This window comes from Paenibacillus sp. Aloe-11 (genome assembly GCF_000245715.1).
In the GTDB taxonomy this organism is placed as follows: domain Bacteria; phylum Bacillota; class Bacilli; order Paenibacillales; family Paenibacillaceae; genus Paenibacillus; species Paenibacillus kribbensis.
The window spans coordinates 652,985-679,964 of sequence record NZ_JH601050.1 but is presented as its reverse complement, the minus strand read 5'-3'; the positions used below and the strand labels follow the sequence as shown (position 1 = coordinate 679,964).

The following is a 26,980-nucleotide window of genomic DNA, read 5'->3' as shown; positions in this document are numbered from 1 at the left end:
ATAGAACGTGCAAAATAAGAAATTGAACAAGATATGGCTGACAGGACTTGGGGTGACTTTATGCATCCTTTGCAGTTCTGTATTTGCGCCCTTTGTTGATGCAGCTTCTCAGCCCGGTAAAAAAAGCATTGAACTGAACAAGACCACAGATGGTCAATCCAGCACATCTTCACCCTATCATGCATTTGCCAAGCCTGTTGTCCTGATCGATGTCGGCCATGGCGGTGTGGATGGCGGAACAAGTCACAAGAAACTTTTGGAAAAAGACATCAACCTTGCCATCGGTCAAAAACTGTACCTGATTTTGCGCTCGCAGGGCTATCCTGCTGTCCTGAATCGGGACAAGGATTACGCACTGAGTGACGATAACCGCTGGCTTCCCTCCAAATCGAGACACCTAAAAGACCTTGCCCAGCGGAAAAGTCTCACCGAGCAGCTGCCTACCTCCTTGGTTGTAAGCCTCCATGTTAATTGGGCCAAGCGCTCCGAAAAACGGGGACCGATTGTTTTATATCAGGATGAAGGCGGCAGTTATCTGTTAGCTGAGCGAATTCAGCATTCATTAAACCGCTTATTTTGCATGAACAGAGAAACCATTTACGGAAAACCCTTTTATCTTCTGAATACAATCCAGCATCCCGCAGTCATTGTGGAAACGGGATTTATCAGTAATGCACAAGACAGAGCCATGCTTTCAGCGGATCGCGGACAGAAAAACATTGCTGAGGCTATTGCTGAAGGCATTATTGCACATCTGACGGTATGGTAGTGTTGGCCGCAGGATTCCCCTTCCATCCCCATTCAGAACGCACCAGATCGCTAATGCCAACAAACTTGGCATGATCTTTTAGCGTAGGAACCGATGATTGGAGGGCCGAGGACGTGTACCTGCCAGCTACACCGACATGTCCAATCGTTACGCAGGTGTCGTGCTTGTCAAGCCATTCAATTACCTTTGTAATTTGCCGATTCACATGGGCGAGCGTATGAGTATCGTCCAGAAAAATATCATTGCGCACGGGTGGCATTCCCTTTTCAGCGGCAAGTTCAGGTACCACAGACCAATAATTTGTACGGCTATCGACAAAAAATAGCCCATGCTCCTTGCAAACATCAAGCACAATGGACATAATGCGCTTGTCTGAGGTGACTTTGGAACCCATGTGGTTATTCATCCCTATCGCATAAGGGACATTCTTAATGGCTGCTGTCACCTTGGCGCGTACTTCATCATCCGTCATATTGGCCTTGATCGCTCCCGGTCCAAGCCATTCCGGCTTTCCCTGCTTTGGCTCCATGGGAAGATGAACGATGACATCGTGACCGCGCTTATGCGCTTCGATGGCATCCTGTTGGGTTGTAGGCAAAAAGGGCATCACAGCCACCGTGATTTTAACGGGTAATTGTAAAATCTGCTCTGTCCCTTTCATGTTGTTCCCCATGTCATCGATAATGATGGCAACCATTTTTTTCTCCCGTTCCTGCTTGTCTGTTGCGTTTGCATTATCAGTTCCCATGCTCCAAGCAGTCCCACACACCATGAACATCAAACAGGCCGAAATACAGACCACAGCGGTTCTTCGTATTTTAGAGCTTGGGCGATAAACATGCGCATACGTTGGTTGGTTTCGATCACGAAATGCCTGTATCGCTTTTTTAATGATATTTCTCATGTTCAGCTTCCGTCGTTTACTCATTGCGGGTCAGCCTCCTTCTCTGTCCCTTCATTGTGTGAGTAACCTCGTCTAATTATGTATAAGGCAGACCAAGGAATTCATCCCGACCTGCCTCAGCATCGTAAACGCGTATATTTAAAATCGTTTACCAGTTCTTGTTGATAAACTCATCACGACCTGATTGGGCGCGATCTTCCTTATAGTGCTTCACATTTTTCTTGTGGTAATCCTGATGATACTCCTCAGCCGGATAAAATACCGAAGCCGGAAGAATTTCCGTTACGATTGGCTTGTCAAAACGTCCGCTTTGTGCCAGTTGTTGCTTTGACTGCTCTGCAAGCTCCCGCTGCTGCTCGGTATGATAAAAAATAGCAGGTTTATACTGTGTACCCCGATCCTGAAATTGACCTTCCCCATCGGTGGGATCGGTTTGCGGCCAATATAATTCCAGCAGCTTTTCATATGGAAACAGTTCAGGCTCAAACGTAATCTGCACTACCTCGTAGTGACCTGTAGTTCCTGTTTTAACCTGTTCATAAGTCGGATCGGGAACCGTCCCTCCAGTATAGCCTGAGACAATGCCATGAATGCCAGGCAGCTCCTCAAACGGAGTTACCATGCACCAAAAGCATCCACCTGCAAAAGTAGCTTTTTCCATTTTAAATCCAGCCTTTCCATTGATCTTCTGACTTTCGCCTCAAATTTGCATAGAATGCTACTTATCTAATCAATAATATACAATTATTCTTTCTCTATTAGCTACTCATCAAGAACTATTCATAGAACGGCAATTGGATCAGATCCTTTTTCGGAGATCCTGTCAATACCAGGCTTTTCTCTTTTCTGACCAGAACATCATCCTCAATCCGAACTCCTCCAAGGCCTGGCAAGTATAAGCCCGGTTCAACCGTCATAATCATATTCTCCACGAATTCGTCTTCAGACCGATAACTGATATAAGGCGCTTCATGGTTATCCAGTCCAATGCTGTGGCCAGCACCATGATTAAATCGATCATTCATATTTTCTCTTACAAATGGACTACGAATCATCGAATCCAGTTCTTTGCTTTTCATCCCGTGACAAATAGCGTCCACACCCGCCAACTCCGCCTCCAAAACCAAATCATAAATTTCACTAAAGCGTGAATCAGGCTTGCCAACCGCAATCGTTCTGGTCATGTCTGAAGAATATCCCTGGAAGGTGGCACCAAAATCCAGGATCACCATATCTCCCAGCTCGATCATTTTCTCGCTGGCCACTCCGTGGGGATAAGCAGAGCGGATGCCGGATACAACGAGGGTTTCGAAGGGAGCCCTCTCGGACCCGATACACTTCATGAAATACTCCATTTCCGTTGCCACCTGCTTCTCGGAAATTCCCGGGCGTATAAAATTTAAAATGTGCATAAACGTCCGATCAACTATTTTTACGGCTTCTAAAGTTTTACAGATTTCATCATCGTCTTTAACCGCTCTGAACGCCTCTACCCAACCATCCGTTATTCTGGTCTTGATTTGGGCCAACGACTTGAAAAGCTCTCCATGGCTGTAGCTTAAATAGGAGCCTTCAAATCCAATCTCTTGAATATGATGCTTACGGATAATTTCTGCTGTTTCGTCCAGCAATGATCGATTCCAGCACACAATCTGAATCAGATCACTTAACTCTTCGCGGGCCTGTTCCACATAGCGGCTGTCAGTAATGAACAAAACAGCATCTCCAGTAAGGATCAAAGATGAATCCTCCCCTGTAAACCCGCACAGATAACGGACATTCTTCGGATTGCTTACGTACATGGCCGGCAGCTTTTCCCCCGCCATTTTCTTCAGTAAACGTTCGATTCGCTTCATCACCCACAGCCTCCGTTATAACTAGAAAGAGAGGGGGAATTCATTAATTCCCCCCTTCTGGTCTAATCATTTAGTCTTAATATATAGATGGTAGTGTTCATGGTTCAGTTCAGCTAGTGGCGCAAATTCGAGATGCAGATCCTTGAAGATAAAACGGTTTAAATTTGCCACTCGCTCAAATTTTTCCGGGAGATTCCCCTGATTCAACGGCAGTTTAAAATAATCTTTTTGGTCCGAGACAGCAGCTAAAATGTAGGGGCCAAAGGCCAGAGATGCAATATCGGCTTTATCTGGTGTATGCTCCAGACGCAGCCGGGGTGTAAACTTCATGGTCACTTGATCTCCTTTGTTCCACTCTTGCGAAAGAACAAGGTAACCGTTCTCCTCTATAGTATTCACTTTTGTATGATTTACGAAGGTCGTGATTTCTCCTTGATGCCAGTAGGGAATGCGAACTCTTAAATTCGTTCTCGTCAACGTTTCAATGTGAATTTCGACTTCACCGTTGAAAATTTCCGGTACGGATTGTACAACCTGCAATCCCTTACCCTCATCATTCAATGCCGCTGGAACGAACAGGTTGACATATAAGGAATCGACATCCTCGAAGAAAATCGCTTCGGCATACTTAAAGTGGTTTTCTAATCCCGTACCGTGGCAGCAGGAGTTTTCCTCATCATATCCTTTTTGTCCTCCTGGACTAGTGGGCATAAAGTACGTGCTGGCGCCCAGGCATTCATGATCCGTCGAAGAAAGAATATGGTTTAGCATTGTTCTTTCGTAATAATCCATGTACTTTGCATCGTTCTCATACACATATAGCTGTTTGGTCAGTTTCAGCAAATTGTATGAAGCACAGGTTTCAGCCGTATGTTCCGTAAGATGCGTGCCTATTTTATGCGGCTGCTTAAACATTTCCCCTTCGCCGGTTCCTCCGATGGAGTAGATATGCGCGTTCACAACAGATTCCCAGAAAAACTTTGCGATATCATAATATTTTTGTTCCCCGGTAGCCTCGAAAATCTTGAATGCGCCTACGATTTGTGGAATATGCTGGTTGGCATGCATTGCGCCCAAAGCATCAACTTGTTGTTCCATCGGAAAGAACAAACGATCATTATCGAACAGCTTTGCAGCAGCAATATGATGTTCCTTTTGCGTGTAAGTAAAGAGTTCGGCTAGCGATTCATTGATGCCTCCAAATTCGCCAGCAATATACAAGCCCCACATTTTTTTCAATTGTTCATGTGGCAGTACGCTTAACCGATTGTAAATCCAGTCCCCAACTTTGTCCGCAATGGCCAGCGCCAGTTCTATTCCCGCTATATGATAGCTATCCAACAAGCCGGCTAATATTTTGTGCAAGGTATAATAAGGAGCCCAAATCTCCGGGTATCGTGTATACACTTCTAGCAAATCGAACTGCTCTTCGGAATAAGCGCTAAGAAATCCGTAATGGTAACGATCATCCGCCTCGAAGGCTAGTTGCACTTTGTTTAACTCATCGACCAGGTAAGCCAATTTCTGGTGAATCCGTTCATTCCCGGTGGATGCATAGCATAAAGCCAGAGCGGAGAGGTAATGGCCGGTGGTATGCCCTTTCAGCAAGCTTTCATCCGAGTCCCACCCGATCATGGCCGGTGCATTTAACGTATCCAAACTGGCGGCCTTCCTAAAATTGTATAGCATTTGATCATCATTGACTGTCAATAAAAATTGCAGTCTCCGATTCTGCGCGGATTTCAACAAAGAGGGGCCTTCCAGATGTACTTTTTGTGTCGAAATGCCATGCAGTTGAGGTGCTTTTTTGCTCTTATTTTCAACCTTGCTCTCAATGAAGATAACAGCCTCTACCTCATAAAGCGTATCCGTCAAATAGCCAGCAGCTTTTTGCTCCCCGACTTCCGAAAAACAACGATGTTCTCCCCCGTTCCATGTCACGGAATGGGCCAGGACATCCCCACTTGCGGTTCGAATGGAGACCGCGGAAGGCAAGTAAAATTCCTTGTTCACTTCCTGCTTTATAACGATGGGAAAGACTTTTTCGACCTGGATTTTATTTTTCTCCTCCAAAATCTTAACTTCAAAAATCTTTTGAAGGCTCGACTCTCCATACTGAAAGGTAGCGGTAATCGGAACCACCCGATCCCCCTTCCCGTACTCGGGCTGGTGTACTTTCCCCGAACCGTCAATCCAACGATCATCTTTCGACACCCAAGTAATTTTAGAACCATTTTTGCCTTCAGTCGGCAAATGAATATCGAACTCAACCGTCTTCAAATTTCCCAGGTGCAAAACCTCAATATCCCCTTGAACGATTTCCAGATCACTCCGTTTATTTGACATCGGTTTTCCTCCTTACCCACTTTTAAAATCGCTTTCACACCATTCATGTTACAAGAAAACATTTTTAAAGTAAGTAGTTTAAAAAAAGATTAGGTGGATTATATTTACTATATGGCAGATTCGATTGGAGGGTCTTATGATGTACTTCGTTAATAAAGAGTATTTGGAGCAGGCCACCTTCTTGTCCGCTGGCACTTTTATTACAGATCAGCCCTGGATCCACAAAGAAAGAATCATCGATAGTTATGAAATCATCAGTCCCGTGGATTCGACCCTGTACATCGAAAGCAATAACGTTCCCTATGCTATTGAATCGGGTGAGATTCTTGTTGTCCCTCCTCACACGCTTCACCGGGGACTTAAAGTTTACCAAGGCCGTATGAAATTTCACTGGCTTCATTTTTCGGCAAACTGTTTAAAACTTAAAACAGAAGCGGAGGTCATCCAGGAAATTAGCGAAAACGATCTGGACCGGTTGATTATTTTGCCCGTTTACACCAACAAAGTAGACTCCAGGCGCTTCCATATCATGTTTAATCAATTGCTCGATTTATACGAGGAAAAGAAACATAAAAATTACTTAAATGCTTATTTATCCTGCCTCTTATACGAATTGACCTCAGAAATTATGAATTATCTGATCCAAAAAAATTTTAACGGAAACCAGTTGCAACCGATTCAAGACTGGATCAGAATTCATGCCTTTGAGAATATCACACTCGAACACATTGCAAATCATTTTAAATATAACAAAAACTATTTATCCCGGATTTACAAGGAAAACACAGGAATCGGAATTTCGGAACAGATTATTAAATTCAGGCTAAAGCACGCTAAAGAGCTATTAACCGAGACAGACCTGAGCATTATCGAAATCGCTTCGGAAGTTGGGTATGATGATTCGAAATATTTCATGCGCCTGTTTAAAAAATATGAGACCGTCACCCCCACACAGTATCGAAAAACTTTTTATCGCAAGCACTTTAACAAAAAATGATTGATGACGTATACTATTACCGATTAACAGTAAGAACCCAAACCTGACGGTTCGAGTTCTTGCTGTTCATCTGCTTTTATTCAGCTTCCAGAATAAATAATCTGGACAGAAAATCTCCCTTGGGAACTTTGGATAGATAGTCTCCGGAAGTACTGTCATTCAGCAAGATGCCGATTTCCATCAATTCGTCTCCATAGTAGTAACGTTCGTCGGTATGGGCAACATGATACTTTTTATCCGCATCTAGCCCGGCTAGTTTCAACCGCTTATACCCTACATTGACCTCGGTAAGTGTACGATAATACCCCACAATGGCGCGGTTTTTATTCTTTGCCAGTATCATCCAGGCGGTTGTATTTCCTTCAAATGGACTCACCAGTCGATAGAAGATTCCCTGATGTAATAGCTCCCGGTTCTCTTTCATAAAGTCGATCTGTTCTCTTATCGTTGCTTTGTCCGCATCGGATAGCAGGTTTAAATCCAGCTCATATCCGAAGGTTCCGAAATAAGCCACATCTCCTCGTGTGACAAGCGAAGTGCTGCGGTTGGTTTGATGGTTAGGGACCGCCGATACATGAGACCCCATACTGCTAATTGGATATACCATAGATGTGCCGTATTGGATTTTCAATCGCTCAATCGCATCCGTATCATCTGAGATCCAGCCTTGCGGACAGAAATACAGCATACCTGGATCAAACCTGCCTCCTCCGCTGGCACAAGATTCAAATAGCACTTCCGGAAACTTACGGGTCAGTCGTTCGAATAGTTCATACAATCCTAAAATGTATTGATGATACACTTTTCCTTGAAAATCGCTCTCTCTGCCTGCGGAGAACACTTCCGACATCGAGCGGTTCATATCCCATTTTACGTAGGAGATGTCCGACCCGGCCAGTATTTTACTCATAACCTCATCCAAAAAATCAATGACTTCGGCCTTCGTCAAGTCCAATACGTATTGATTGCGGCCCGGGCTCATGGAGCGATAAGGAACAGACAACGTCCAATCGCTGTGATTCCGATAAAGCTCGCTTTCCTTGCTAATCATCTCCGGTTCAAACCAAAGTCCGAATTTCAGGCCCAAATCCGTTATTTTACGGGCAAGACCGGAAATCCCGTCAGGCAATTTATCCTTGTTGGGATACCAGTCCCCCAATGAGGTCGTATCCGTATTTCGCTCACCGAACCATCCATCATCCAGCACAAATAACTCAATTCCCAACTCGGCGGCCGACCGCGCAATCCCCAATATTTTCTCTTCATTAAACTTCATGTAAGTGGCTTCCCAGTTATTAATTAAAATAGGCCGCGTCCTGTCTCTCCAAGTCCCTCTCACTAATCGTGTTCGATAGAGCTCATGAAAAGCCTGGCTCATTTGATTCAACCCTTTATCCGCATACACCATCACGACTTCAGGAGTCTGGAAGCTTTCTCCCGGCAGCAAACTCCAACTGAATCCATGCGGATGAATCCCCATCATCACACGCGTGACATCGTAAGTATCCACCTCTACTTGAGCCAGAAAGTTGCCGCTATAGATCAGGCTCAATCCGATCACTTCCCCGAAAAATTCCGTTGTCCCCTTTCTTTTCAATCCGATGAACGGATTATAATGATGACTGCTATGTCCGCGCAAACTATAAATACTCTGAATGCCCTGATGAAGTGCGTGTGTTTGAATATGCCGCTCTCTTCCCCAAGCTCCGGTTAGTTCGATCATTTCATATTCTTTGTCTGGAAGATCCAGATTCAAGCTCATCGCGGAATCAAGCCGAATTTTCTGCTCTCCTAAGTTGCTTAACTTTATGCTTCTGGTCAATACAGGCAAGTCGCTATATAGGGTATACTGCAATTCCACTTGACAACCAAGCCAATGGTCAATTAGAAAAACACGAAGCGTTTGAGCTTCCCCGTCAGTCTCAACATAGGTTGCAGGTAATCCTTCAAGCAAGGGTTTGCCGGAGAGAATCTCATGATTCCTGTATTCAAAACACGCGGTATGGCTGCCATCTTCCTGGAGAATATGCAATCCGCAATGTCTCAGATCCCCTGAGCCGAATACGGAAAGCTCTTGCTTGACCTGTTCGAGCGAAAACTTGGCGTTCCCCTCGAACACACAGGGGGACATGTCGCGAAAGCCCAGTTCCAGAAGATGCGAAAAATCCTCGCGGTCGCGGATTTTTTTGCCGTAATACAAGTGTCCCAGTTGATGATTGGACATGATGCCAAAAATATAACTGATTTCATTATTAAATAGATGAAACTGCCTAGACTTTTTATGATAGACAATTGGCACGCCCATTCGCTCCCTTTCAAAAAAGTGCTGACAAATGGCTCTGTCAGCACTTTGTATTTTTATACCATGTCCTTCTCAATATTCTTCGAGAAACCAAAGATAAGCAGGGCCGTAACAAGCAAAAGCCCGGTCATAATTGGGAATAAATTCACTTGCTGATCGGCCGTTTGATAGAAGCTGAACAAAATTAAAGCAATACCGTTCCCTATCGTGCCGGCTTGCCCCCAGGCGGTCTGCATCTGGGTATCATAAGCCTCAGGTGATAATTTAGCGACCAAAGATGAACCGATCGGCCAGACTAAATTATCCGAGAAGGTTAGAAACAGGTAATAGAATACCATCCACAGCAAGCTATACGGAGCCTGGTCCTTAAACAGGACAATCGGAATGGTTAATAAGCCGTAGCCCAGGGCTGAAAAGATGATGCCCAAGCCGTATTTATATGTTGTACGAATATGCGTTGCGCGTGTCTTTGTCCAGAGCCATACAAAGACCGGCGCCAGTACCAAACCTAAGACGGTATAGATGGTCCCTACCGATCCCGGAGCGACCTCAAATCCCAAAATCTTACGGTCAATTTTCTGATCTATGAAGATAGCCACCGTCGAGGTCAACATAACTCCGCACAGCGCCATCACGATTTGCGCCGCGAACAATTTGAGGAAAGGCTTCATTCTTCTTCGATCTAGAGCTGTTAAATCTTTTTTACTCAGCAGATTGGTCAGGAAGACAATCGGAATAATAAAGGTCGCCGAAGTAATAATATTTAGCACTCCCTGGAAAGAAATTACTTCTGCCAGGACCAATGCTACAATGGTGCCGATTAAAACAATCAGGACTAACATAAATCGAATAAATATTTTTCTGAATTTCCCCTCCTCAAGAGGCTTGATCGGCTTTTCACCCAGGGGTCCAAAAAACTTGTGTTGGGTGAAAAAGATAACGGCACCATAGAGAAAAGCGGCCACGGCGGCAATAAGAAAGCCGATATGGTAGTTTTTCATGCCAATTTGACCGACTAACACCGGAGCAACAAGACCTGCTATGTTGTTGGCAATGGTATGAATCGTAAAAGCAGCATCACGTCTTCCATTATCGGTTTTGCGATACAGTTGACCGGTCAGAGAAGCATTGCTTGCCCCCATAATTGGAAGCGACATCAAAAACAAAGCGATGAATGCAAAGATTCTTCCTTGAGTGAGGGAAAAAGCCGGAATGGCCAGAAGTCCGAAAGCCGTCCCTTTTATGATGTTCCCTATGATCAAGGCTTTACGCAGTCCCAATACCCGGTCCGCCAGCCAGCTTCCCAAAATAACGAAGATTGAATTACATGCACCCATTGCCGTCACCATAGATGCGGCCTGTCCTTGTGTAAATTCCAATCCCTTCGTAAAGGGAGAATAGAGGTAAAAAATTAAAATCGCGTACAGGGCTCCCCAAGCGAAGGAATTAAAAAAATTACCCGCCGCCAGAGCTCCCACACCCCTTGGATGCCCAAAAAATTTGCTGTCGTCAAGGACTACCTCTAGCCTTGCATTGTTGGAACCTGGCCCATGCTGCAATTCATTGTTCATCGCATTTCCTTCTTTCGTCAGTATTTCTGTTACCGCTTTCTTTTTAAAATATATCAGATAACCCTTTCCAAAACGGTAGCGGATAGTTGGGATAGGTGGACTTTTCTTACCTGGGTTGCATTACGAAGGTCGTCTATATCGGCTGCCTGTGTTATGGGACGAAGCAAGCCTCGGCCGAAACTCCACAAAAAAAGCTCTCAAATCTCCATTTAGGAAATTCAAGAGCTTGTAAAATCGTAAGTATGATAACCTTTACACTGCGATGGCCTTCAAGTGTGGTGAAACGATCAGCTCAGCCTCTGTTGCCATTTGAACATCTCCCACCGACAAACCCGGAGCAATTTCCTTCAGCATCAGACCTCTACCCGGAATAACATCGATGACAGCCTTTTCGGTTACGATGGTCTTTACAACATTTACAGCGGTCAGGGGCAGCTTGCATTGTTTCAATATTTTCGGTGCCCCATTTTTGTTCACATGCTCCATGGCTACAATCACTCTCTTGGCTCCAACCACCAAATCCATGGCTCCTCCCATACCCGGCACCTTTTTCCCTGGGATCATCCAGCTTGCAAGGTTGCCTTTCTCATCGACCTCCAGGGCGCCCAAAACAGTGATATCCACATGCCCTCCGCGGATGATGGAAAATGAAAGCGAACTGTCAAAAAAGCAAGCTCCTTCCACAGTTGTAACATAGTTTCCGCCTGAATCGATACAATCAAGTCTTTCTTTTCCCTGAGCCGCTTTGGGACCAACGCCGACGATTCCGTTTTCCGCTTGCAGCATAATATTTACGTTTTCGGGGATATAGTCTACCACCATTGTAGGCATTCCAACACCAAGGTTGACAACTTCGCCATTTTTGAATTCCTGGGCTATTCTTCGAGCAATTAATTCTCTGTTATTCATGCGTTTCCACCTACCTTTACAATTGCGTCGACAAATATTCCGGGAACGTTGACATGATTGGGGTCAATTTCTCCCGTCTTTACGTATTCGTCTGTCTGAGCAACTACATACTCTGCCGCTGTAGCCATAACTAAATTGAAGTTGCGTGAAGAGCCGTTGATGACAAGATTCCCCGCTTCATCAGCCTTATGGGCTCTGATTAGCGCCACATCCGCTTTGAGCGGGAGTTCGAGCAAATATTCCCTTTCGTCAATTTCTATTTTCTTTTTTCCTTCCTCTACAATGGTGCCTACACCTACTGGTGTTAAAACACCGCCCAAACCGGCTCCTCCTGCGCGTATTTTTTCCGCGAGCGTGCCTTGCGGGAAGAGCTGGACCTCCGCTTCTTTCGTCATAAGGAGCCTTCCCGTTTCGGGATTGGAGCCGATATAGGATGCAAAAATCCGCTCTACTCTGCCGCTTTTTACAAGTTTATAGATCGATAATTCCGGTGTACCTGTGTCATTGGATATAACCGTAAGATTACTTGCGGAATTTGTGTCGACAAGCGCACGCACCAGGTCCTCCGGAAAGCCTCCTGCCAGAAAACCTCCAACCATCACTGTGTCCCCGTCTTTGACCTTCTTCACTGCTTCTTCAGCGGAGATTACTTTGTTATTCATGGTTCCTTCTCCTTATTTATATATATTTTAGGAAAGCAAACTTTATTGGAGATAATCGTAAAGGACTCTTCCATATGGAAGCGTTAAATCGGCAATAAAATGTTTTCCGCCCGTATAAGCTTTAACCGGCAAATCTGCCACAGGAGCATTGACATGAGGGATTAGGCTTAATCTGGCAGGCCCTGACCAGGCGCCTTTTACAGTAATGTTTTCGAGATTATACGCCACTAACTGAGCAATTTTGGGGGTACCGTCAACGTCAGGAATTAATTTTAAATTAACTTGTGTTTTTGCGATGGATTTAGCCGTTTCCTTTTCATCAAGCATGTTATATTTGAAAGGCATCGTTCCCATGGCCACCAGGACGTTATTATAATGCAATGTACCCGTCAGCGTCTCCGTATCCTCAACGCTCAGGCGGGGCTTCGCCCATTTTTTCGGAAATCCCCAAATTTCACGCCCCCCAAGAATAGCAGGCGCGTTATCCAGATACATTTGGGCCACAAAATTACAGTGTTCTCCATGAAAAGTACACGGAATGACAATACCGCTTTCCTCATAGCTTCCTAAACCTGATGAATCGGGCATTTTGATCCATTCATAGGAAACCGTATTGCTTCCATCCGGCTGAAGAGGCTCCGGGACCGCCTGTCTAATCGCTGCGGGGTCGGATTCATAGGTAATGATAAAAAATTCCCGGTTGATGAAACGGCATGGCGGGCGTCCATAACTGGCGCTGGCCGCAGGCATGGATTGGAGTGAAAGTACATCTTTTTGATTCATAACGATCTCCTTTCCTTTTGAGAGGTAGTCCAAAAAGTTAGCTTTTTATCACGAAGTGGATTCGATGTCGAACGCGCACTTTAAATGAGTGCATTTTCAACCAGCATCGCTATTCCCATTCCCGTTCCGATGCATAACGAGGCGATGCCGTAACGTGAAGATCTTCGCGCCATTTCATGAACCAACGTAACCAAGATCCTAGCACCGCTTGCACCGACAGGATGCCCGATCGCGATCGCGCCGCCATTGACGTTCACCTTCTCCGGATTGACCCCAAGCTCTTTCATTACTGCTACTGCTTGTGCGGCGAACGCTTCATTAATTTCAAAAAGATCAATGTCATCGATGGACATTCCCTGTTGCTTAAGAAGGGTCGAAATGGCTTTCACCGGTCCCATTCCCATATATGCAGGGTCAACGCCAACAAGTGAATAACCCTTGATATATGCCAACGGCTTTAACGCATGTTCCTTGCATTTGTCTTCCGACACTACAAGCATAGCTGCCGCGCCATCATTGATTCCTGAAGCATTTCCGGCGGTAACCGTTCCGTTCTCCTTAAACGCAGTTTTTAAAGTAGCAAGTTTTTCTTTCGTTGTATTTCCTCTTATGTGTTCATCCTCTGTGAAATAAATCGTTTCTTTTTTGGTTTTGATCATGACCGGAACAATCTGCTCTTCAAAAACCTTTTTGTTTTTTGCCTCTACAGCCTTTATTTGGCTTTCATAGGCAAATTCATCTTGCTCAAGTCTTGAAATTCCATATTTCTCGGCAACATTTTCTGCGGTAATTCCCATATGGTAATTGTTGATCGGGCACGTTAGGCCGTCGGCCACCAGGGAGTCTACTAATTCACCGTTGCCAAGCTTGTAGCCGTTTCTTGCATTTCTTAGCAGATAAGGGGCGTTCGACATGCTCTCCATGCCTCCGGCCAATACGATGTTTCCTTGTTCCGCCAATATTGAATTGTAGGCTAAAGCGACGGCATGAAGTCCAGAACCGCAAACCGTGTTTATCGTTGTTTCGGGTACACCGATAGGGATACCGGCTTTTAGGGCCGCCTGTCTGGCAGGATTTTGGCCGTTGCCCGCCTGAAGAACATTTCCCAAATAAATTTGATCAATCAAATCAGGCTCTAATTTACTTTGCTGAAGGCATGCTGTCATCACGGTTGCTCCCAGTTCAGGAGCGCTTAGGGGCGCAAGGGTTTTGTTAAAAGAGCCGACCGCTGTTCTTAACGGACTTACTAAAGCTACTTTTTTCATAAAAACTCACATTCCTTTCGCTGTGTTCAAGACACTATACATCCATGACTGCACTTCAATTCGTAATTTCCACTCTTCACTTACGAAACGTAGCGATTGCAAAATACATTGGCATGCGAGCATATCATGGTGCCTAAGACGGTGAGTGTGACGATTCGATCGCCTTCTTTCTTTCATTGGAAATAAGAACCAGTTTCATCATAGTTCCAATACGAATTTTGCTCAATGTTCAAAAAAATACATATTTTTCTATAAAGATATGTATAAAGCTATATACTCCAACATAAACAGGCCATTCTAATGTTTTCTGTTAATTTCTTTATTTTTCTGAAAATCATGATCACAAATTGAATTTACTGTTAAAAATGAAATTCCTAATCAATACGTGAAAAGACGAGGCCAATCGCCTGAGTTTGCCTTTAAATATTCATGATCTTCGTCATAATTGTGCCCGCTTGCTTCTTGTTAATGGTGTCACCCCAATTACGTAAAAAAGCTCCTGAATCTCCACAGAAAGAAATTCAAGAGCTCTTTCATTGCTATATCCTCACTTCTTCATACGCAAAGAGAATTAATTTGGCTGTTTGGCCGTCGCCCCTTAACGTATTAGGATAGCTGTGGGTATATCGCAGCAACACCGCCGGCGAGACTGCTTTGGACAGTGCGGCTTACGTCGTCGGTGACAATTTCAAAGCTATCGGACTCTATACCATCAATAGCAATTTTTGCAATATCCGCGGGGTTGGATTTGGGAGCTTCAACACCTGCCGTCATGTCTGTATCCATAAATCCCACATGCAAGCTGGCAACTCTCACATTTTGAGGATACAGATTTAAGCGCAGTACGTTTGTCAGTCCCCACTCCGCTGCCTTTGCAGCCGTATACGCGCCTTCATTTCCCATACTAACCCAAGATAATACGGAAAGAATATTCAGAATTGAACCCCCGCCATTCTTTGCAATATTAGGTGCAAAAGCACGGACCATGGATAGTGTACCAAAGACGTGTGTATTAAACTCCAAATGTATTTTTTCGAGATCTGCGTCAAGCAAAGAAGCGCCTGTAGACGTGCCTGCATTATTGATCAGAAGCGTAACATCCTTAGCTGCCACGGCAGCTGCAGCTACCTCTTGAGGGTTGGTAATATCAAGTTTTACAGGTATAACACCAGGAATGTCAACGGAATCCGGATTTCTTGCACCAGCATAAACCTTAGCTCCTCTAGATAGAAGTTCAAGCGCAAGATGGCGACCAAGACCTCGGTTCGCACCCGTGACAAAGGCTACTTGTTCAGAGATATTCATTTTTATGTGCTCCTTTTATTGTTTTTGGTTACAACAGATCATAAAAGAACGATCATTCTAGTAAAGTGAAAAAAATAAATACTGGTATTGTATCTAATAGCTTCTATGCCATTTCATTTCCCCTCATCATCAATATAACATATCTAGAACGATTGGTAAATAATTTTCCCTTGCATAATTCGTTATTAAAGCACCACTGATCTTCGCTATTCAGATCAGCGGCTTTAAAATACATATTTTCCCTTTTCAATCTAAAATGCTCAGTGCGGTATTAATAATACCCGATAGCTTCTCTTGATTAGTTGCTGTTTTGACCATCGTACGTAATCCTAACCAAACATTCATGAAGTAATGAGAAAGAGCTTCAGGGTCAAGACGAGCTTTGATTTCACCTGTTTGTTGACCAAAAAGGATGAGATTATATAACGACTTCTCCATTTTTGAATAGCTATCTTCAACAAAGGAGGAAACTTCTGGATCTAATACTCCCAGCTCCACACCCGAATTTACGATGAAACACCCTTGGGGTTCTCCTTCTTTCTCTAGCGAGTACTCAAAAAATTGTCGAATTAATTCCTTAACCGGTTCTTGCTTCTCAACCAATAATCTCATTTTTTTATTTTGAATAGCCTCGTACCGCTCAAGTGCTTTCATATATAAGGAATGCTTATCCCCAAAAGTATCATAGATGCTTCTTCTGTGTATTCCCATAAAATTCACTAATTCTTGCATCGAGGTTTTCTCGTAACCTTGCTCCCAAAAGAGTTGTATCGCTTTATCTAATACTTCATTCACTTCAAATTCCTTATATCTTGCCATTGTCATCACCTCATGCATTCATTATACATTTAAGTGAATTGAAAAACAGTTTAATTGCCCATTTATGTTGTTGATTCTCCCGCTCGTATTATGTCACCCTTAAAAATTAATAATAACCTTCCCTTTTGGACGTCCATTTGCGACTAATTCTAGCGCGTCATTTACGTTGTTTATGGTAAATAGTGTTGGATAAATTGGTGGAACAATGTTGTTTTTTTCAATGATTTTGGTAATTTCTTTTAGTTGTGCGCCGTCAGAACGAACGAAGATAAAGCGGTATTCCACGTCATGTTTCTTGGCTTTGTTGTCATACTTTGCGCCAACAACAGAAAATAGCTTTTGTTTCCACCATGGAAAATTATTGTCTTCTGCGAAACGTTTATTGGGTCCTGTACGGAGAGAGAGCAATCTTCCGCCCGGTTTTATGATTTTTAATTCATTGTTAAATTCTTCGGCTCCCAAGGTATCAATCACATAATCGACATTCGACAACAAGCCAACATAGTTTTCTTTTGTGTAATCCAAATATTGGTCTGCACCAATTTCCAAAGTGCGTTCGCGCGCTTGTGCGTTGCCACTAACAATGACATTTAGACCCATTGCCTTTGCGATTGGGACAGCCATTTGACCAAAGCTACCCGATCCACCTGGAATGAAAACAGATTTACCTGACCGTGCCTCAAGTTCTTCATGCAGACCTTGATACGCTGTGAGTCCAGTCAATGCTGCAGCAGCGGCTTCCACGTAGGATAAGTTTTTTGGCATAAGAGCAATAGCCGCAGCATCAATTGCTGCATATTCCGCAAAAGCACCAATTTTTTTCAGTGGGAGACGTGTATAGATATCGTCTCCTACGTGAAAATCTGTCACATTTTTTCCGACTTTTTCGATAACGCCTGCCAATTCATTACCAAGCGTTAATGGGAAATCATAATTTTGAATCAGTTTCACGCTACCTGTGATAACTAACATTTCGAGTGGATTGACCGCCGCGGCTTTAACCTTTACCAAAACTTCGTTGTCATTGATTTCTGGAATTGGAATATTATTAACTTCCGCATGGATCTTTTTTGAGTACTCGGTGATCTGAGCTGCTTTCATGAGTGTTTTCATTTTTATTCATCACCCTTTTGTTGAATTACCTCCATTGGGTTTCTTTACCTTACTCAAACCTTCCCGACTTGCCAGCCAGTAGTTGTGCGCCATTTTTTAGCATTACTGCTGAGCTATACTTACCCCTTCTGAGATTCTAATTCTTTCATCATAGGATAATCCGTATAGCCTTTGCTTCCGCCACCAAAGAATGTTGCAGGATCTGCTTCATTCAACGGCGCACCTTTTTGAAGTCGTTCTACTAAATCTGGATTAGCCAATGACCATACACCAACGGGTACCAGATCAGCCAGACCACTATCGATATCAACGCTAAGATCTTCCAGTGCTCGTCCAGCCCGATTGACTAACAACGGATTCGTCCATAGAGATCGAATGTCTTGAAGCAGTTCTTCGTTTCCAAGGTGCATAATATGAAGATAAGCTAAATTTAATTTAGCTAATTCTTGCGTCAGGTAACGATAAAGATCAGGACCTTGTTCACCATCTTGAATCCCACCAAGAGGAGTTCCTGGAGAAATACGGAAGCCTGTTCTCTCTGCACCAATCTCGTCCACGATGGCTTTTGCTACTTCAATAGCGAAGCGAGCACGATTTTCTATAGAACCACCATATTCATCCGTCCGCGTATTCGAACTTTCTCCGATAAATTGATTAATCAGATAACCATTTGCTCCATGAATTTCAACACCATCAGCTCCTGCTGCAATAGCCGCCGCCGCGGCTTTACGATAATCTGCAATGGTCATTTGAATATCTTTTTTACTCAACTCACGTGGTACGGGTATGTCCTGCATGCCTGTAGCCGTAAACATTTCTTTTCCTGGTGCGATTGCAGAAGGTGCAACGGGCTGCCGATGATGGGGTGTATTGTCGGGGTGCGACATACGACCGGCATGCATTATTTGGATATAAATATATCCGCCTGCTTCATGCACTGCGTCTGTAACCTTTTTCCACCCTTCAATATGCTTTTCCGTATAGATCCCAGGTGACCATAAGTAACCTTGACCATCATCTGAAGGTTGTGCCCCTTCCGTAATAAGAAGTCCCATGGATGCACGTTGAGCATAATAAAGCGAAGTCAGCTCTCCCGGTGTACCATCTTCTTGTGCTCGACTACGTGTCATTGGCGCCATCGCTAACCGATGAGGCAATTCCATTTTTCCAATTCTTGTTTGGCTCCATAATTTCCCCACTTTTATTCCTCCTACTCAAATGAGTTGTACAGATGTACAATTGGATTTAAAATTCTGAAATTATCGGATAGATTTGCCCTCTCAAATTGAAATCATAGTTCTGGTCTACAATTCCTACCACTTCGTTGCTATCATAAAGATCCACCATGAAACCCGCCATTTGCTTGGCAGTATGGTACTTAGGCATGTTCGCTTTGTAATCGAAATCTTCGACATCTACTGATTTATTGGCAAATTCCGTTTCCGTTATGGCTGGTGCTAGAATTTTTGCCTTTATTTTCGCACCCTTCAGTTCGAGTTCCTTGGCAAGCCCTTCTGTAAAGGCACTAACATAATATTTAGATGCAGAATATGCAACATTGCCAACAGCAATAGCATATCCGAGTGCTGATGATACGTTAATTAACTGAGTACCTTCTACATCAGCATAGTCTCGCACATATAGTGTAGAAAGAATGGTCAAGGATTCGATGTTAACACGTAACATGGTTTCTACTTTTTCCAGTTTCTGATCAGCAACAAAGGAGCCTTCTCCAAGCCCTGCATTATTAATCCATGTCTCGATTTGATATTCCTTTAAATCGTTATACAGAGTATAGGCCTGATCAGTAACCGACAGGTCACTTGTAAGAATAACAACGTCTAAATCAGAATTTATTTCCTGAATTTTTGATTTAAGCTCTTCTAATTTGTCCAATCTTCTAGCTACAATAATCAGGTTTTTGCCCCGAGCCGCAAACGCCAATGCTGTCTCATAACCTATTCCTGAACTTGCTCCTGTAATAACTGTATACTTCATATAATTCTCTCCCTTTTAAGAAACATTATTTTGATAATTGAAGAATGATCATTCTATTTTAGTGATAAAAGAACGATTTGATCTAACTTGGCCTAAGCATATCATTTCTAGAATGATCAGTAAAGTATTTTTTATAAAAGACAATAGTCTCTTTGCTGTGCCATTACTTATATAGGTTGTTGGTCATTTTATACATATTATGAAAGTTGCCTTTTTTTGATTCTGCTCCCCATTTATATAACAAGGAGCAATCAAGAACACATATTGTAGATTTCTCTTCTCTGCCCAAGTCATGAGCAACAGCTTGAAACTGCAACCCACGTAAAAAAGGCCCGTAATTGCTTCAGCAATTACGAACCATGATTGTAAGGTGATGCGGTCGAGAGGACTCGAACCTCCACGGGGGGTTAGCCCACACGGACCTGAACCGTGCGCGTCTGCCAATTCCGCCACGACCGCATATATATTGTCGAATCTTCGAAAAATAACTTTCTTAGCGACAAGATAGATCATACCATGCTCACATCAAGATGTCAAATCTTTTTATTTTTTGATTCTCTCTTGATAAATCAGGAATAATACATTAGAATAGGAACATAAGTTCCTGAGAACGTAGGTTCTATGCTCATTCAGCCAAATATGTGTTATCACCATATTTCCCTAAGGCGGTGAATGGTTATGATCTCTTCAACTACTGCTCAGAATGAATTGTCAATTGTGAAAAGTTATTTGCTTCTTACCTTTATTCAAAAAGTATTTGAGCGGGACAGTCTGATTCTTGAAGAGAGCGGTGTTCTGAAAACACCTGGTCTTTATGTCGAAATGATCAACGCAGGAGTAGATCGTACTGGAATCTTACTATCGGAAGTAAAACATGAATTCAATAAATGTCATATTCGTGTTGTGGATGTACAACAAAACCTCTCAGGCGTTTACGCCACCTATATAAGTAATGGAAATAAAAAGCAGTTTAGTATGGCTATGCCTGTATTCCGCAAAGAAATGTATGAACGAATGCGCGCTTATCTGGGGCTCTCAACCTCTATGCCTCATACAGCTGCCTTTCCTTTACCTGAAAAACATCACCCCGTTCCAGATAGCCGCTCAGCTACCAAGCCTCTACGGTTCGCTGAACGGAATCTGGTTAGCCCTTCCCCGGCCTATAAGCGTAAATCGCTTCGCCCCGCTGCTTCTGCCACAAGCGGAAGCGCATAATCCCCGCACAGCTCGCAAGCAAAAGAAGCTTCCGCAAGCATCAACCGTGCTCGGAAGCTTCTATGCATAATTGTCAGCTATAAGTATCCATTTCTACCCGCTATGAGCGGTGTATGATGAATTTCCATACATCATTCGCTTTATTGCAGCGCCTTCTGTACACGTGTAACTCCTTGGCTAAGTGCGTGTCCTCCGCCTACCGCTGCAGCTACAGCAATGGTCTCCATAATCTCCTGATCACTGGCTCCCTTGGATCGGGCCTCGTCCACATGATAAAAGGTACATATCTCATTGTTAGCAAATAAACCAATGCCGAGCGCAATCAGTTGCTTGGTTTTCTCATCTAGACTCCCGGCTTGAAAGCACTCTCCGGTGAAACGATGATAGGCATGGACTACCTCCGGGAGCTTATTTTCCAAATGGCTAATTTGATCCTTGTAGGCATGTACTTTTTCATTCATAACCGTCATTGACACAGCACGTCCTCTCATGTTGAGTTATTCTTCATTACTGTGTCCGGTTTGGAGTTACTGTATGCCTGATGAGCCATCAAGTTATGATATTCAACCACATTTGAAGCCATGCTTCTAATTATCCAGTTCTACCGGATTGTGACGCGGCTCACTGAACGGCTGATATGTATAACTGCGATCCAGCTTGACCACACGTCGATTCTGGCGGCGAATAAGCACTTGCTCATCATCCCACGCCAGAACAATACCAATGACATCGTTGGACTCCAATCCATCCCGCACGACACGCACTTTCTCACCGGAAAGCCGATAGGCATCCAATTCTTCATCTAAAATCATCCTGTTCTCCCCCTTTACACACTTTTTGGCACAACGATCAGCACATATATAATTAAAAAGCTTAAAAAAGAGACCTAAACGAATCATCTAGGTCTCTTCTCTCTTACTACTTATATGGATTGCCAACAGAGCGACAAATTATCCCGACTGATTTACACTGTGATCATGTTCTTTTGTATCATTCTTCTCGTACCAGAAGTCCAGCACTTGTGCAGACAACACTCGCTGATCTACATACTCCACTTGATGGGCAGTAAATTCTTCTTTCCAAGAGAAGGACAATTCCTCGCATAGGTTAACCAACGTCAACAACTCTGACCAGGCCACATAGCGTTTATACCAAAAAAACTGAGGATGTTCTATCATATAGGGATACAAATCGTCGAATTCCGTATGCTTACAATCCAAGGCGCGTTCAAAATGTACTTTAGCCGCTGCCAGTTTTTCCAGAAAAAACTGTTCGGTCAATTGTTCTTTCCCCATGTTGCTGCCTCCTCTCCCAAAACCTTATCTATATTATAAGCGAAATTAAGGTTCATGCAAAGGATATTATTACAAATAAGGATCAGGAGCAGCCGAATTGTTACTATTCAGCAAACTCGATCTTACCGTCAGCCAGCGATGTGATTTTGACCAATGACTCTACACGAATGCCCTGTTCACGAATTGTTCTCGCTCCAGCTTGGAAGCATTTCTCCACCGCGACACCGAATCCGACCAGTTCGGCTCCCGAACGCTGAATGATTTTAACCATGCCTCGCGCGGCATCGCCATTGGCGATAATATCATCAATGAACAACACACGATCCTGTTCGTGAATAAATTGACGGGATAGCATAATATCCGTGACAATCCCTTTCGTAAACGAAGGTACGCGTTCGCACAGCGCGTCCGGATCAGCCAATAAAGTCTTTTTTCGACGAGCAAATACCAACGGAACACCTAACTCCAGCGCTGTGGCAAAGCCTACGGCAATGCCTGAAGATTCCACGGTCACGACTCTGGTGATTTTTTCTTCCCGGAAACGGGCTGCGAACTCTCGTCCCATTTCCATCGTCAGTTCCGGGTCAACTTGGTGGTTAAGCAAACCATCCAGCTTCAATACCTGATCTGACGCAATCACACCCTCATTTAAAATTCGTTTCTTTAATACTTCCATTTCATGACCTCCCAAGGCATTCCTATGCGGTAAAAGTACCATACTTCACCTGCCGCTTTCAAGCCAAAGCCTGCTTTCCAGATGGTCATGTAACATTTTTTTTACGCTTGTTCCAGAACCATGCGGTGATTCCACCCAAAACGATTAAAAGAATGACGACCAAACCTACCCGATGCGTCACCTTCTCCATCAGCTTTGCCACCTGTTCCCAGTGCATGCCCACCGCATGTCCAATCCCCAGAAACGTACCGCACCACAGCAGCGCTCCTGCTGATGCATAACTGATATAGCGAAAAACGCTTAGACGGGTTGTACCTGCTAAATATGAGGACACATGTCTCAGGCCGGGGACAAAATAACCAAACAGAATCCCCCAGGTGCCGTAACGTCCGAACCAATTTTCGGAAGAAGCAATCCTGGAGGGGGTAAGCCTCACCCATTTACCGTATCGGTGCAACAGCGGCTTGCCCAGCAGACGACCCAGCGTGTAGCTGAGCATCATTCCCGTCATACTTCCGGAAAATGTAACTGCCAGCGCTGCGATAAAGTTGTAGTGTCCTTGAGACACGAGCCCGCCGAAGGCGATCATCAGCACTTCGTCAGGGATCGGCATACCAGCTACTCCAAGGGCAAGCAAGCCGAACATTGCCAAATATCCGTATTCTAGTATCCATGCAAGGATTTGACCCATAAATTACGCTCCCGTCAAGCTATTCATTGAATTCACTATAATTATTTCAGTATCATCCAGTCATGTCCCATTTCAGTTGAACATAGTTTGTATTATATGCTCACTGTAGCGTTATTCAAGCGTGCAAGGAGGGACTGGGGATGAAACGTAATATTCATGTTTTGCAGATTGCTTTTACATACATCGGTACAATCGTCGGTGCCGGATTTGCTACCGGACAAGAAATATTGCAATTTTTTACGCAGTATGGACGGTGGGCTACACTCACGATTATTCTGTCCACAATCATATTTGTATGGCTGGGTACGAAAATGATGCTAATCGCTCATGATATTTCAGCCAGGTCCTACGAGGATCTGAACAAGCACCTTTTTGGCGCCAAGGCCGGAAAATGGATCACCTGGTCCACGCTCACTGTGCTGGTCGGCGTGAACAGCGTCATGCTGGCAGGAGCCGGCTCAGTTTTTGTGGAGCATCTTCATCTGCACTACCAGACTGGACTGCTCATTACACTGATCGGAACTTACTTGCTGCTGAATAAAGGCATTAAAGCGATTCTGCATATGAACACCATTGTTGTCCCGCTGATGATTACCATATCTCTTCTGCTCGTTCACAGCACACTGTCCATGCCAAATCCGCAGAGCTTTATTACGAATACGACAGATCACAGTACATTACGGACATGGATTTCTCCACTCCTGTACACGTCCTTCAATCTGACGATGGCACAGGCCGTGCTTGTCCCGCTTGGCAGCCAAACTTTCTCCCGCAGAACCATCCGTTGGGGCGGCATTTTGGGCGGAATTGGCGTCGGGTGTATGCTGATGGCTGCACATTTTGTCATGTCAGCGCATATGCCTGGCATTCAGCAATTTGAAATTCCGATGGGCAGCATTGCTTACCAGTTGGGCTCGATGGTCGAAATTATATACATTGTACTTATTTTTATGGAAATCTTCAGTACCTTTGTCGCCGACATCTATGGAATCAGTCTGCAAATTCGTCAGCATATCCAAATTTCGCCCAAGCTTATCACATTATTCATTATGCTCACATGTTTTCTAATCAGTCAGTTCGGTTTCAGCTCACTGTTATCCGTCCTCTATCCTATTTTCGGAATGCTCAGTCTGATGTGGATTAGTAAACTAATTATGGCAGGACGCAGGAGACCCTTCCACTCCTCACGTCCCCACTCCAGCTTTCGGCATTCAGATTCCAAACCCGATAATACGCGCCATGGTTAACGTGGAAACTTCAAATACATTTTCTTCAGCTCATTAACCGCCTTACTCAAGGAATAACTTGATTTAGCCTTTTCGCAGGCAGATCTAGCCAGCTCATAACGATAGGCAGGATCTGCAATAACCTTTTCCAATGCGTCTGCCAGTGCCTTCGGATTGTCGGGTGGCACGAGCAGACCATTTACCCCATCCTCAATTTGCTCCGGTATTCCCCCCACCTCTGTACCGACCAATGCCAGACAGCTCAACGCAGCTTCCGCAAATACGGAACCAAAAGCCTCCGCCCGCGAAGGCAGAACGAACACATCAAAAAAAGGCATAAATTCTTCCGGATGAAGAGTATATCCATAAAAAATCGTCTCATGGTAAATATCCAGCTGACGTGCCATCTCTTCCAGCTCAGGGCGAATCGGGCCGTCTCCGATAATATGAAGGACATAGCTCTGATTTCTTTTTTTCAATTCAGCACAGGCCCTCAACAATATATCCAGTCCTTTGGCCGGAACGAGGCGGCAGACTGTGATCAGCTGTGTCACTTCATTATCGTGTGGGATAGGCTTAAAGCGCTTCTCATCGTATCCATTCGGAATGACCACAATATCTTCCGGATTCTGTACATACGGCGCTAAATAATGCTTGAAAGAACGAGATACCGCAATCAGGCGGTCTGCCTTATACTCCATTTCTCGATAGAGCGATATCAGAAATTGATGTTCAGGCCCGTGTTCCTCTATTTTACCGTTTAGAATGAGCTCCTTCTCATAAGAAGAGTGGATCGTCTGCACAAGCGGGATGTCAGGAAAAACATTTTTCATGGCGATCCCGGCAATAGGATGATGAGCATGAATAAGATCATAGGGCTTCTGAATGCGAAGCCGGGTCCACCACAAATAGTCACGGTACGTCTGGATATATTTTTGTACAACTGGATACTGTCCATACTGCGTCCAGTCAAAGGTTTCGAAGTTTACTTCATCCCTACCCTTGTTACGAATCCGTTTAGGGATAGAAAATAGCTCCATCTCCCAACGGGGAGAAGCAAATCGCTCTTGCAAATATGGAATCATAGATGAAACGCCGCCCGGTTGCTCGGGTGGGAAAAAGAGAGCCTGTAGCAATTTCATGACGTGCTTCCCCTTTCAAGCCATTGTACTGACCGGAACACAGGTTGTATGTATAGGTTTCCGGATTTTCTGAAAGATGATATATTGAGAATAAATATTAAGTACAAAAGAAAATTATAACATTTTAATTGGGATCAATCCTGTCTATTGTATCGGAACGATATCGCCCGTTCAATAGATTTACTATCAAGACAGATGGAGTCGGTGACGTTGACGTTGTTGTCCTTAATGGGAACATGGGGTTTCCCATCTTTAGCCGGGGCCGTAACTGCAGCCTGCGGTTTGTATATTATACTCATGATGGCGCTTATGTGCGTGATCATATATAGCAGACAACGAAAAAAAGCCTATATTCTTTTTTCCGTTGCCGCTATTTTTATTATGACATATGAAGCCATGAATCTCTATTCGGCGAGTGGAGGCAAGATGCTGCTGCACGGAATCGTGTGGAAAAACACGCTGGAGGCGTTTGCCTTCATGCTCATCAATACCGCCGTATTTCAACTCTACCGAAAGCTAAAACGTGCGGAAACATGGACTCTGCTGCTACTGGGCGCGTTATTGATATTGCCGGTTCTTGCCTGGACTTTCAGCCTGCTGCCCGCTTGGATCAGCGCAGCAAAGCTGGTGGAATTTACTCTGTTTTATCGAGTATTGGTGCTTATACTGAGTATGGTGTTCATCACCCCGAGAATCGGCCAGCCCAGGAAATTTACAGTCGGCTTGCTTCTGTATTTGCTCTGGCTCGGCTGCCTGTGGCTGGGAAGTGATATCCCTGTAGAGGAAGGCACGGAAAATACAGTTCTGTGGATGTCGTTTTTGCCGCTGCTGTATTACACCACGTTGTTTATCATTCTGTTTGAACGGATTGTGGAGCTGCTTCAAAGGATTTACCGTTCTTCCATCACAGATGGTCTGACGGGTCTGTACAACCGCAAATACTTTTCGGGACGACTGCGACGATACATGGAGCAGGGAATACGCGTATCGGTCATTTTTTGCGATATCGACAATTTCAAAAAACTGAATGATACACAGGGTCACGCCCGCGCGGATGAAGTGCTGAAGCAGGTCGCGCAGATTATGGAGGATGAGCTGGATGAAATCGGACTGACCGGGCGTTACGGCGGCGGGGG

At 44.2% G+C, this 26,980-nt stretch carries 25 protein-coding genes, 1 tRNA gene and 1 pseudogene; 5 read left to right on the top strand and 22 right to left on the bottom strand.

Annotation, left to right across the window (positions count from 1 at the left end; all coding sequences use genetic code 11):
- Window positions 1-7: 7 nt before the first annotated feature.
- Window positions 8-769 (top strand): N-acetylmuramoyl-L-alanine amidase, encoded by a 762-nt coding sequence (locus WG8_RS09235; protein WP_007429870.1) that lies wholly within the window; start codon window positions 8-10, stop codon window positions 767-769.
- On the opposite strand, the gene WG8_RS09230 is transcribed toward WG8_RS09235, so the two are convergent.
- The 4 genes from WG8_RS09230 to WG8_RS09215 all read right to left on the bottom strand — a co-directional run bounded on the left by WG8_RS09230 (window position 744) and on the right by WG8_RS09215 (window position 5,875).
- A complete protein-coding gene (locus WG8_RS09230; RefSeq protein ID WP_007429869.1) occupies window positions 744-1,697 on the bottom strand; it encodes a divergent polysaccharide deacetylase family protein in 954 nt (317 codons plus the stop codon). The genes WG8_RS09235 and WG8_RS09230 overlap by 26 nt on opposite strands.
- A gap of 124 nt (window positions 1,698-1,821) precedes the next feature.
- The gene (gene msrA / locus WG8_RS09225; protein WP_043890893.1) at window positions 1,822-2,334 is read right to left on the bottom strand and encodes a peptide-methionine (S)-S-oxide reductase MsrA; all 513 of its coding nucleotides are present in this window, start codon (window positions 2,332-2,334) and stop codon (window positions 1,822-1,824) included.
- Between the two features lie 115 nt (window positions 2,335-2,449).
- Window positions 2,450-3,529 carry a M24 family metallopeptidase gene (locus tag WG8_RS09220; RefSeq protein WP_007429867.1) on the bottom strand — a complete coding sequence of 360 codons (1,080 nt, stop codon included), beginning with the start codon at window positions 3,527-3,529 and terminating at the stop codon, window positions 2,450-2,452.
- Window positions 3,530-3,595: 66 nt separating this feature from the next.
- Window positions 3,596-5,875, bottom strand: a complete 2,280-nt coding sequence (locus WG8_RS09215) for a beta-L-arabinofuranosidase domain-containing protein (protein ID WP_007429866.1) — start codon at window positions 5,873-5,875, stop codon at window positions 3,596-3,598.
- A 136-nt stretch (window positions 5,876-6,011) separates the two neighbouring features.
- On the opposite strand from WG8_RS09215, the gene WG8_RS09210 reads away from it, so the two are divergent.
- Complete coding sequence (locus WG8_RS09210; protein WP_232289074.1) at window positions 6,012-6,872, top strand: helix-turn-helix transcriptional regulator; 861 nt, start codon at window positions 6,012-6,014, stop codon at window positions 6,870-6,872.
- A gap of 76 nt (window positions 6,873-6,948) precedes the next feature.
- Here the strand turns inward: WG8_RS09210 and WG8_RS09205 are convergent, their stop codons facing one another.
- The 12 genes from WG8_RS09205 to WG8_RS09150 all read right to left on the bottom strand — a co-directional run bounded on the left by WG8_RS09205 (window position 6,949) and on the right by WG8_RS09150 (window position 20,058).
- Complete coding sequence (locus WG8_RS09205) at window positions 6,949-9,177, bottom strand: alpha-galactosidase (protein ID WP_007429864.1); 2,229 nt, start codon at window positions 9,175-9,177, stop codon at window positions 6,949-6,951.
- Between the two features lie 53 nt (window positions 9,178-9,230).
- Window positions 9,231-10,745 carry a peptide MFS transporter gene (locus tag WG8_RS09200; protein ID WP_007429863.1) on the bottom strand — a complete coding sequence of 505 codons (1,515 nt, stop codon included), beginning with the start codon at window positions 10,743-10,745 and terminating at the stop codon, window positions 9,231-9,233.
- 252 nt (window positions 10,746-10,997) lie between these two features.
- A complete protein-coding gene (locus tag WG8_RS09195; protein ID WP_007429862.1) occupies window positions 10,998-11,654 on the bottom strand; it encodes a 3-oxoacid CoA-transferase subunit B in 657 nt (218 codons plus the stop codon).
- Window positions 11,651-12,316, bottom strand: a complete 666-nt coding sequence (locus WG8_RS09190; RefSeq protein ID WP_007429861.1) for a CoA transferase subunit A — start codon at window positions 12,314-12,316, stop codon at window positions 11,651-11,653. Before WG8_RS09190 ends, WG8_RS09195 begins: the two co-directional genes overlap by 4 nt.
- A gap of 42 nt (window positions 12,317-12,358) precedes the next feature.
- Entirely contained in the window at window positions 12,359-13,099 is a 741-nt protein-coding gene (locus WG8_RS09185; RefSeq protein WP_007429860.1) for an acetoacetate decarboxylase, read from the bottom strand.
- Between the two features lie 80 nt (window positions 13,100-13,179).
- Entirely contained in the window at window positions 13,180-14,364 is a 1,185-nt protein-coding gene (locus WG8_RS09180) for an acetyl-CoA C-acetyltransferase (protein WP_007429859.1), read from the bottom strand.
- Window positions 14,365-14,970: 606 nt separating this feature from the next.
- Window positions 14,971-15,669, bottom strand: coding sequence for an SDR family oxidoreductase (locus tag WG8_RS09175; protein ID WP_007429858.1), 699 nt, complete (start codon window positions 15,667-15,669; stop codon window positions 14,971-14,973).
- A gap of 246 nt (window positions 15,670-15,915) precedes the next feature.
- Window positions 15,916-16,488 (bottom strand): TetR/AcrR family transcriptional regulator, encoded by a 573-nt coding sequence (locus WG8_RS09170; protein WP_007429857.1) that lies wholly within the window; start codon window positions 16,486-16,488, stop codon window positions 15,916-15,918.
- 99 nt (window positions 16,489-16,587) lie between these two features.
- A complete protein-coding gene (locus tag WG8_RS09165; protein WP_007429856.1) occupies window positions 16,588-17,601 on the bottom strand; it encodes an NADP-dependent oxidoreductase in 1,014 nt (337 codons plus the stop codon).
- A 119-nt stretch (window positions 17,602-17,720) separates the two neighbouring features.
- Complete coding sequence (locus tag WG8_RS09160) at window positions 17,721-18,800, bottom strand: alkene reductase (RefSeq protein ID WP_007429855.1); 1,080 nt, start codon at window positions 18,798-18,800, stop codon at window positions 17,721-17,723.
- Between the two features lie 46 nt (window positions 18,801-18,846).
- Window positions 18,847-19,599 carry an SDR family NAD(P)-dependent oxidoreductase gene (locus WG8_RS09155; RefSeq protein ID WP_007429854.1) on the bottom strand — a complete coding sequence of 251 codons (753 nt, stop codon included), beginning with the start codon at window positions 19,597-19,599 and terminating at the stop codon, window positions 18,847-18,849.
- 374 nt (window positions 19,600-19,973) lie between these two features.
- Window positions 19,974-20,058: transfer RNA gene (locus tag WG8_RS09150), tRNA-Leu, on the bottom strand.
- A gap of 219 nt (window positions 20,059-20,277) precedes the next feature.
- On the opposite strand from WG8_RS09150, the gene WG8_RS09145 reads away from it, so the two are divergent.
- Entirely contained in the window at window positions 20,278-20,814 is a 537-nt protein-coding gene (locus tag WG8_RS09145) for a hypothetical protein (protein ID WP_007429853.1), read from the top strand.
- 140 nt (window positions 20,815-20,954) lie between these two features.
- On the opposite strand, the gene WG8_RS09140 is transcribed toward WG8_RS09145, so the two are convergent.
- The 5 genes from WG8_RS09140 to WG8_RS09120 form a co-directional block, all read right to left on the bottom strand.
- Window positions 20,955-21,284 carry a carboxymuconolactone decarboxylase family protein gene (locus WG8_RS09140; protein ID WP_007429852.1) on the bottom strand — a complete coding sequence of 110 codons (330 nt, stop codon included), beginning with the start codon at window positions 21,282-21,284 and terminating at the stop codon, window positions 20,955-20,957.
- A gap of 117 nt (window positions 21,285-21,401) precedes the next feature.
- Window positions 21,402-21,626, bottom strand: a complete 225-nt coding sequence (locus WG8_RS09135) for a hypothetical protein (RefSeq protein WP_007429851.1) — start codon at window positions 21,624-21,626, stop codon at window positions 21,402-21,404.
- Window positions 21,627-21,764: 138 nt separating this feature from the next.
- A complete protein-coding gene (locus tag WG8_RS09130; RefSeq protein WP_007429850.1) occupies window positions 21,765-22,109 on the bottom strand; it encodes a hypothetical protein in 345 nt (114 codons plus the stop codon).
- A gap of 103 nt (window positions 22,110-22,212) precedes the next feature.
- Window positions 22,213-22,785: a xanthine phosphoribosyltransferase gene (locus WG8_RS09125; protein ID WP_007429849.1), complete on the bottom strand. Its 573-nt coding sequence runs from the start codon at window positions 22,783-22,785 to the stop codon at window positions 22,213-22,215.
- An 85-nt stretch (window positions 22,786-22,870) separates the two neighbouring features.
- Window positions 22,871-23,476, bottom strand: coding sequence for a DedA family protein (locus WG8_RS09120; protein WP_007429848.1), 606 nt, complete (start codon window positions 23,474-23,476; stop codon window positions 22,871-22,873).
- 140 nt (window positions 23,477-23,616) lie between these two features.
- Here WG8_RS09120 and WG8_RS09115 point away from each other — a divergent pair, with 140 nt between their 5' ends.
- Window positions 23,617-24,723: a YkvI family membrane protein gene (locus tag WG8_RS09115; RefSeq protein ID WP_007429847.1), complete on the top strand. Its 1,107-nt coding sequence runs from the start codon at window positions 23,617-23,619 to the stop codon at window positions 24,721-24,723.
- Here the strand turns inward: WG8_RS09115 and WG8_RS09110 are convergent.
- On the bottom strand, window positions 24,720-25,844 hold the full coding sequence (locus WG8_RS09110) for a glycosyltransferase family 4 protein (protein WP_007429846.1): 1,125 nt from the start codon (window positions 25,842-25,844) through the stop codon (window positions 24,720-24,722). The two genes, WG8_RS09115 and WG8_RS09110, sit on opposite strands and share 4 nt — an antisense overlap.
- A gap of 195 nt (window positions 25,845-26,039) precedes the next feature.
- On the opposite strand from WG8_RS09110, the pseudogene WG8_RS09105 reads away from it, so the two are divergent.
- Window positions 26,040-26,980: pseudogene (locus tag WG8_RS09105) on the top strand (GGDEF domain-containing protein); the annotation flags it as partial.

Coding starts and splice junctions, on each gene's coding strand:
- WG8_RS09230 (WP_007429869.1), bottom strand. CDS start 1,697: ATGAGTAAACGACGGAAGCTGAACATGAGAAATATCATTAAAAAAGCG.
- msrA (WP_043890893.1), bottom strand. CDS start 2,334: ATGGAAAAAGCTACTTTTGCAGGTGGATGCTTTTGGTGCATGGTAACT.
- WG8_RS09220 (WP_007429867.1), bottom strand. CDS start 3,529: ATGAAGCGAATCGAACGTTTACTGAAGAAAATGGCGGGGGAAAAGCTG.
- WG8_RS09215 (WP_007429866.1), bottom strand. CDS start 5,875: ATGTCAAATAAACGGAGTGATCTGGAAATCGTTCAAGGGGATATTGAG.
- WG8_RS09210 (WP_232289074.1), top strand. CDS start 6,012: ATGATGTACTTCGTTAATAAAGAGTATTTGGAGCAGGCCACCTTCTTG.
- WG8_RS09205 (WP_007429864.1), bottom strand. CDS start 9,177: ATGGGCGTGCCAATTGTCTATCATAAAAAGTCTAGGCAGTTTCATCTA.
- WG8_RS09200 (WP_007429863.1), bottom strand. CDS start 10,745: ATGAACAATGAATTGCAGCATGGGCCAGGTTCCAACAATGCAAGGCTA.
- WG8_RS09195 (WP_007429862.1), bottom strand. CDS start 11,654: ATGAATAACAGAGAATTAATTGCTCGAAGAATAGCCCAGGAATTCAAA.
- WG8_RS09190 (WP_007429861.1), bottom strand. CDS start 12,316: ATGAATAACAAAGTAATCTCCGCTGAAGAAGCAGTGAAGAAGGTCAAA.
- WG8_RS09185 (WP_007429860.1), bottom strand. CDS start 13,099: ATGAATCAAAAAGATGTACTTTCACTCCAATCCATGCCTGCGGCCAGC.
- WG8_RS09180 (WP_007429859.1), bottom strand. CDS start 14,364: ATGAAAAAAGTAGCTTTAGTAAGTCCGTTAAGAACAGCGGTCGGCTCT.
- WG8_RS09175 (WP_007429858.1), bottom strand. CDS start 15,669: ATGAATATCTCTGAACAAGTAGCCTTTGTCACGGGTGCGAACCGAGGT.
- WG8_RS09170 (WP_007429857.1), bottom strand. CDS start 16,488: ATGGCAAGATATAAGGAATTTGAAGTGAATGAAGTATTAGATAAAGCG.
- WG8_RS09165 (WP_007429856.1), bottom strand. CDS start 17,601: ATGAAAACACTCATGAAAGCAGCTCAGATCACCGAGTACTCAAAAAAG.
- WG8_RS09155 (WP_007429854.1), bottom strand. CDS start 19,599: ATGAAGTATACAGTTATTACAGGAGCAAGTTCAGGAATAGGTTATGAG.
- WG8_RS09145 (WP_007429853.1), top strand. CDS start 20,278: ATGATCTCTTCAACTACTGCTCAGAATGAATTGTCAATTGTGAAAAGT.
- WG8_RS09140 (WP_007429852.1), bottom strand. CDS start 21,284: ATGACGGTTATGAATGAAAAAGTACATGCCTACAAGGATCAAATTAGC.
- WG8_RS09135 (WP_007429851.1), bottom strand. CDS start 21,626: ATGATTTTAGATGAAGAATTGGATGCCTATCGGCTTTCCGGTGAGAAA.
- WG8_RS09130 (WP_007429850.1), bottom strand. CDS start 22,109: ATGGGGAAAGAACAATTGACCGAACAGTTTTTTCTGGAAAAACTGGCA.
- WG8_RS09125 (WP_007429849.1), bottom strand. CDS start 22,785: ATGGAAGTATTAAAGAAACGAATTTTAAATGAGGGTGTGATTGCGTCA.
- WG8_RS09120 (WP_007429848.1), bottom strand. CDS start 23,476: ATGGGTCAAATCCTTGCATGGATACTAGAATACGGATATTTGGCAATG.
- WG8_RS09115 (WP_007429847.1), top strand. CDS start 23,617: ATGAAACGTAATATTCATGTTTTGCAGATTGCTTTTACATACATCGGT.
- WG8_RS09110 (WP_007429846.1), bottom strand. CDS start 25,844: ATGAAATTGCTACAGGCTCTCTTTTTCCCACCCGAGCAACCGGGCGGC.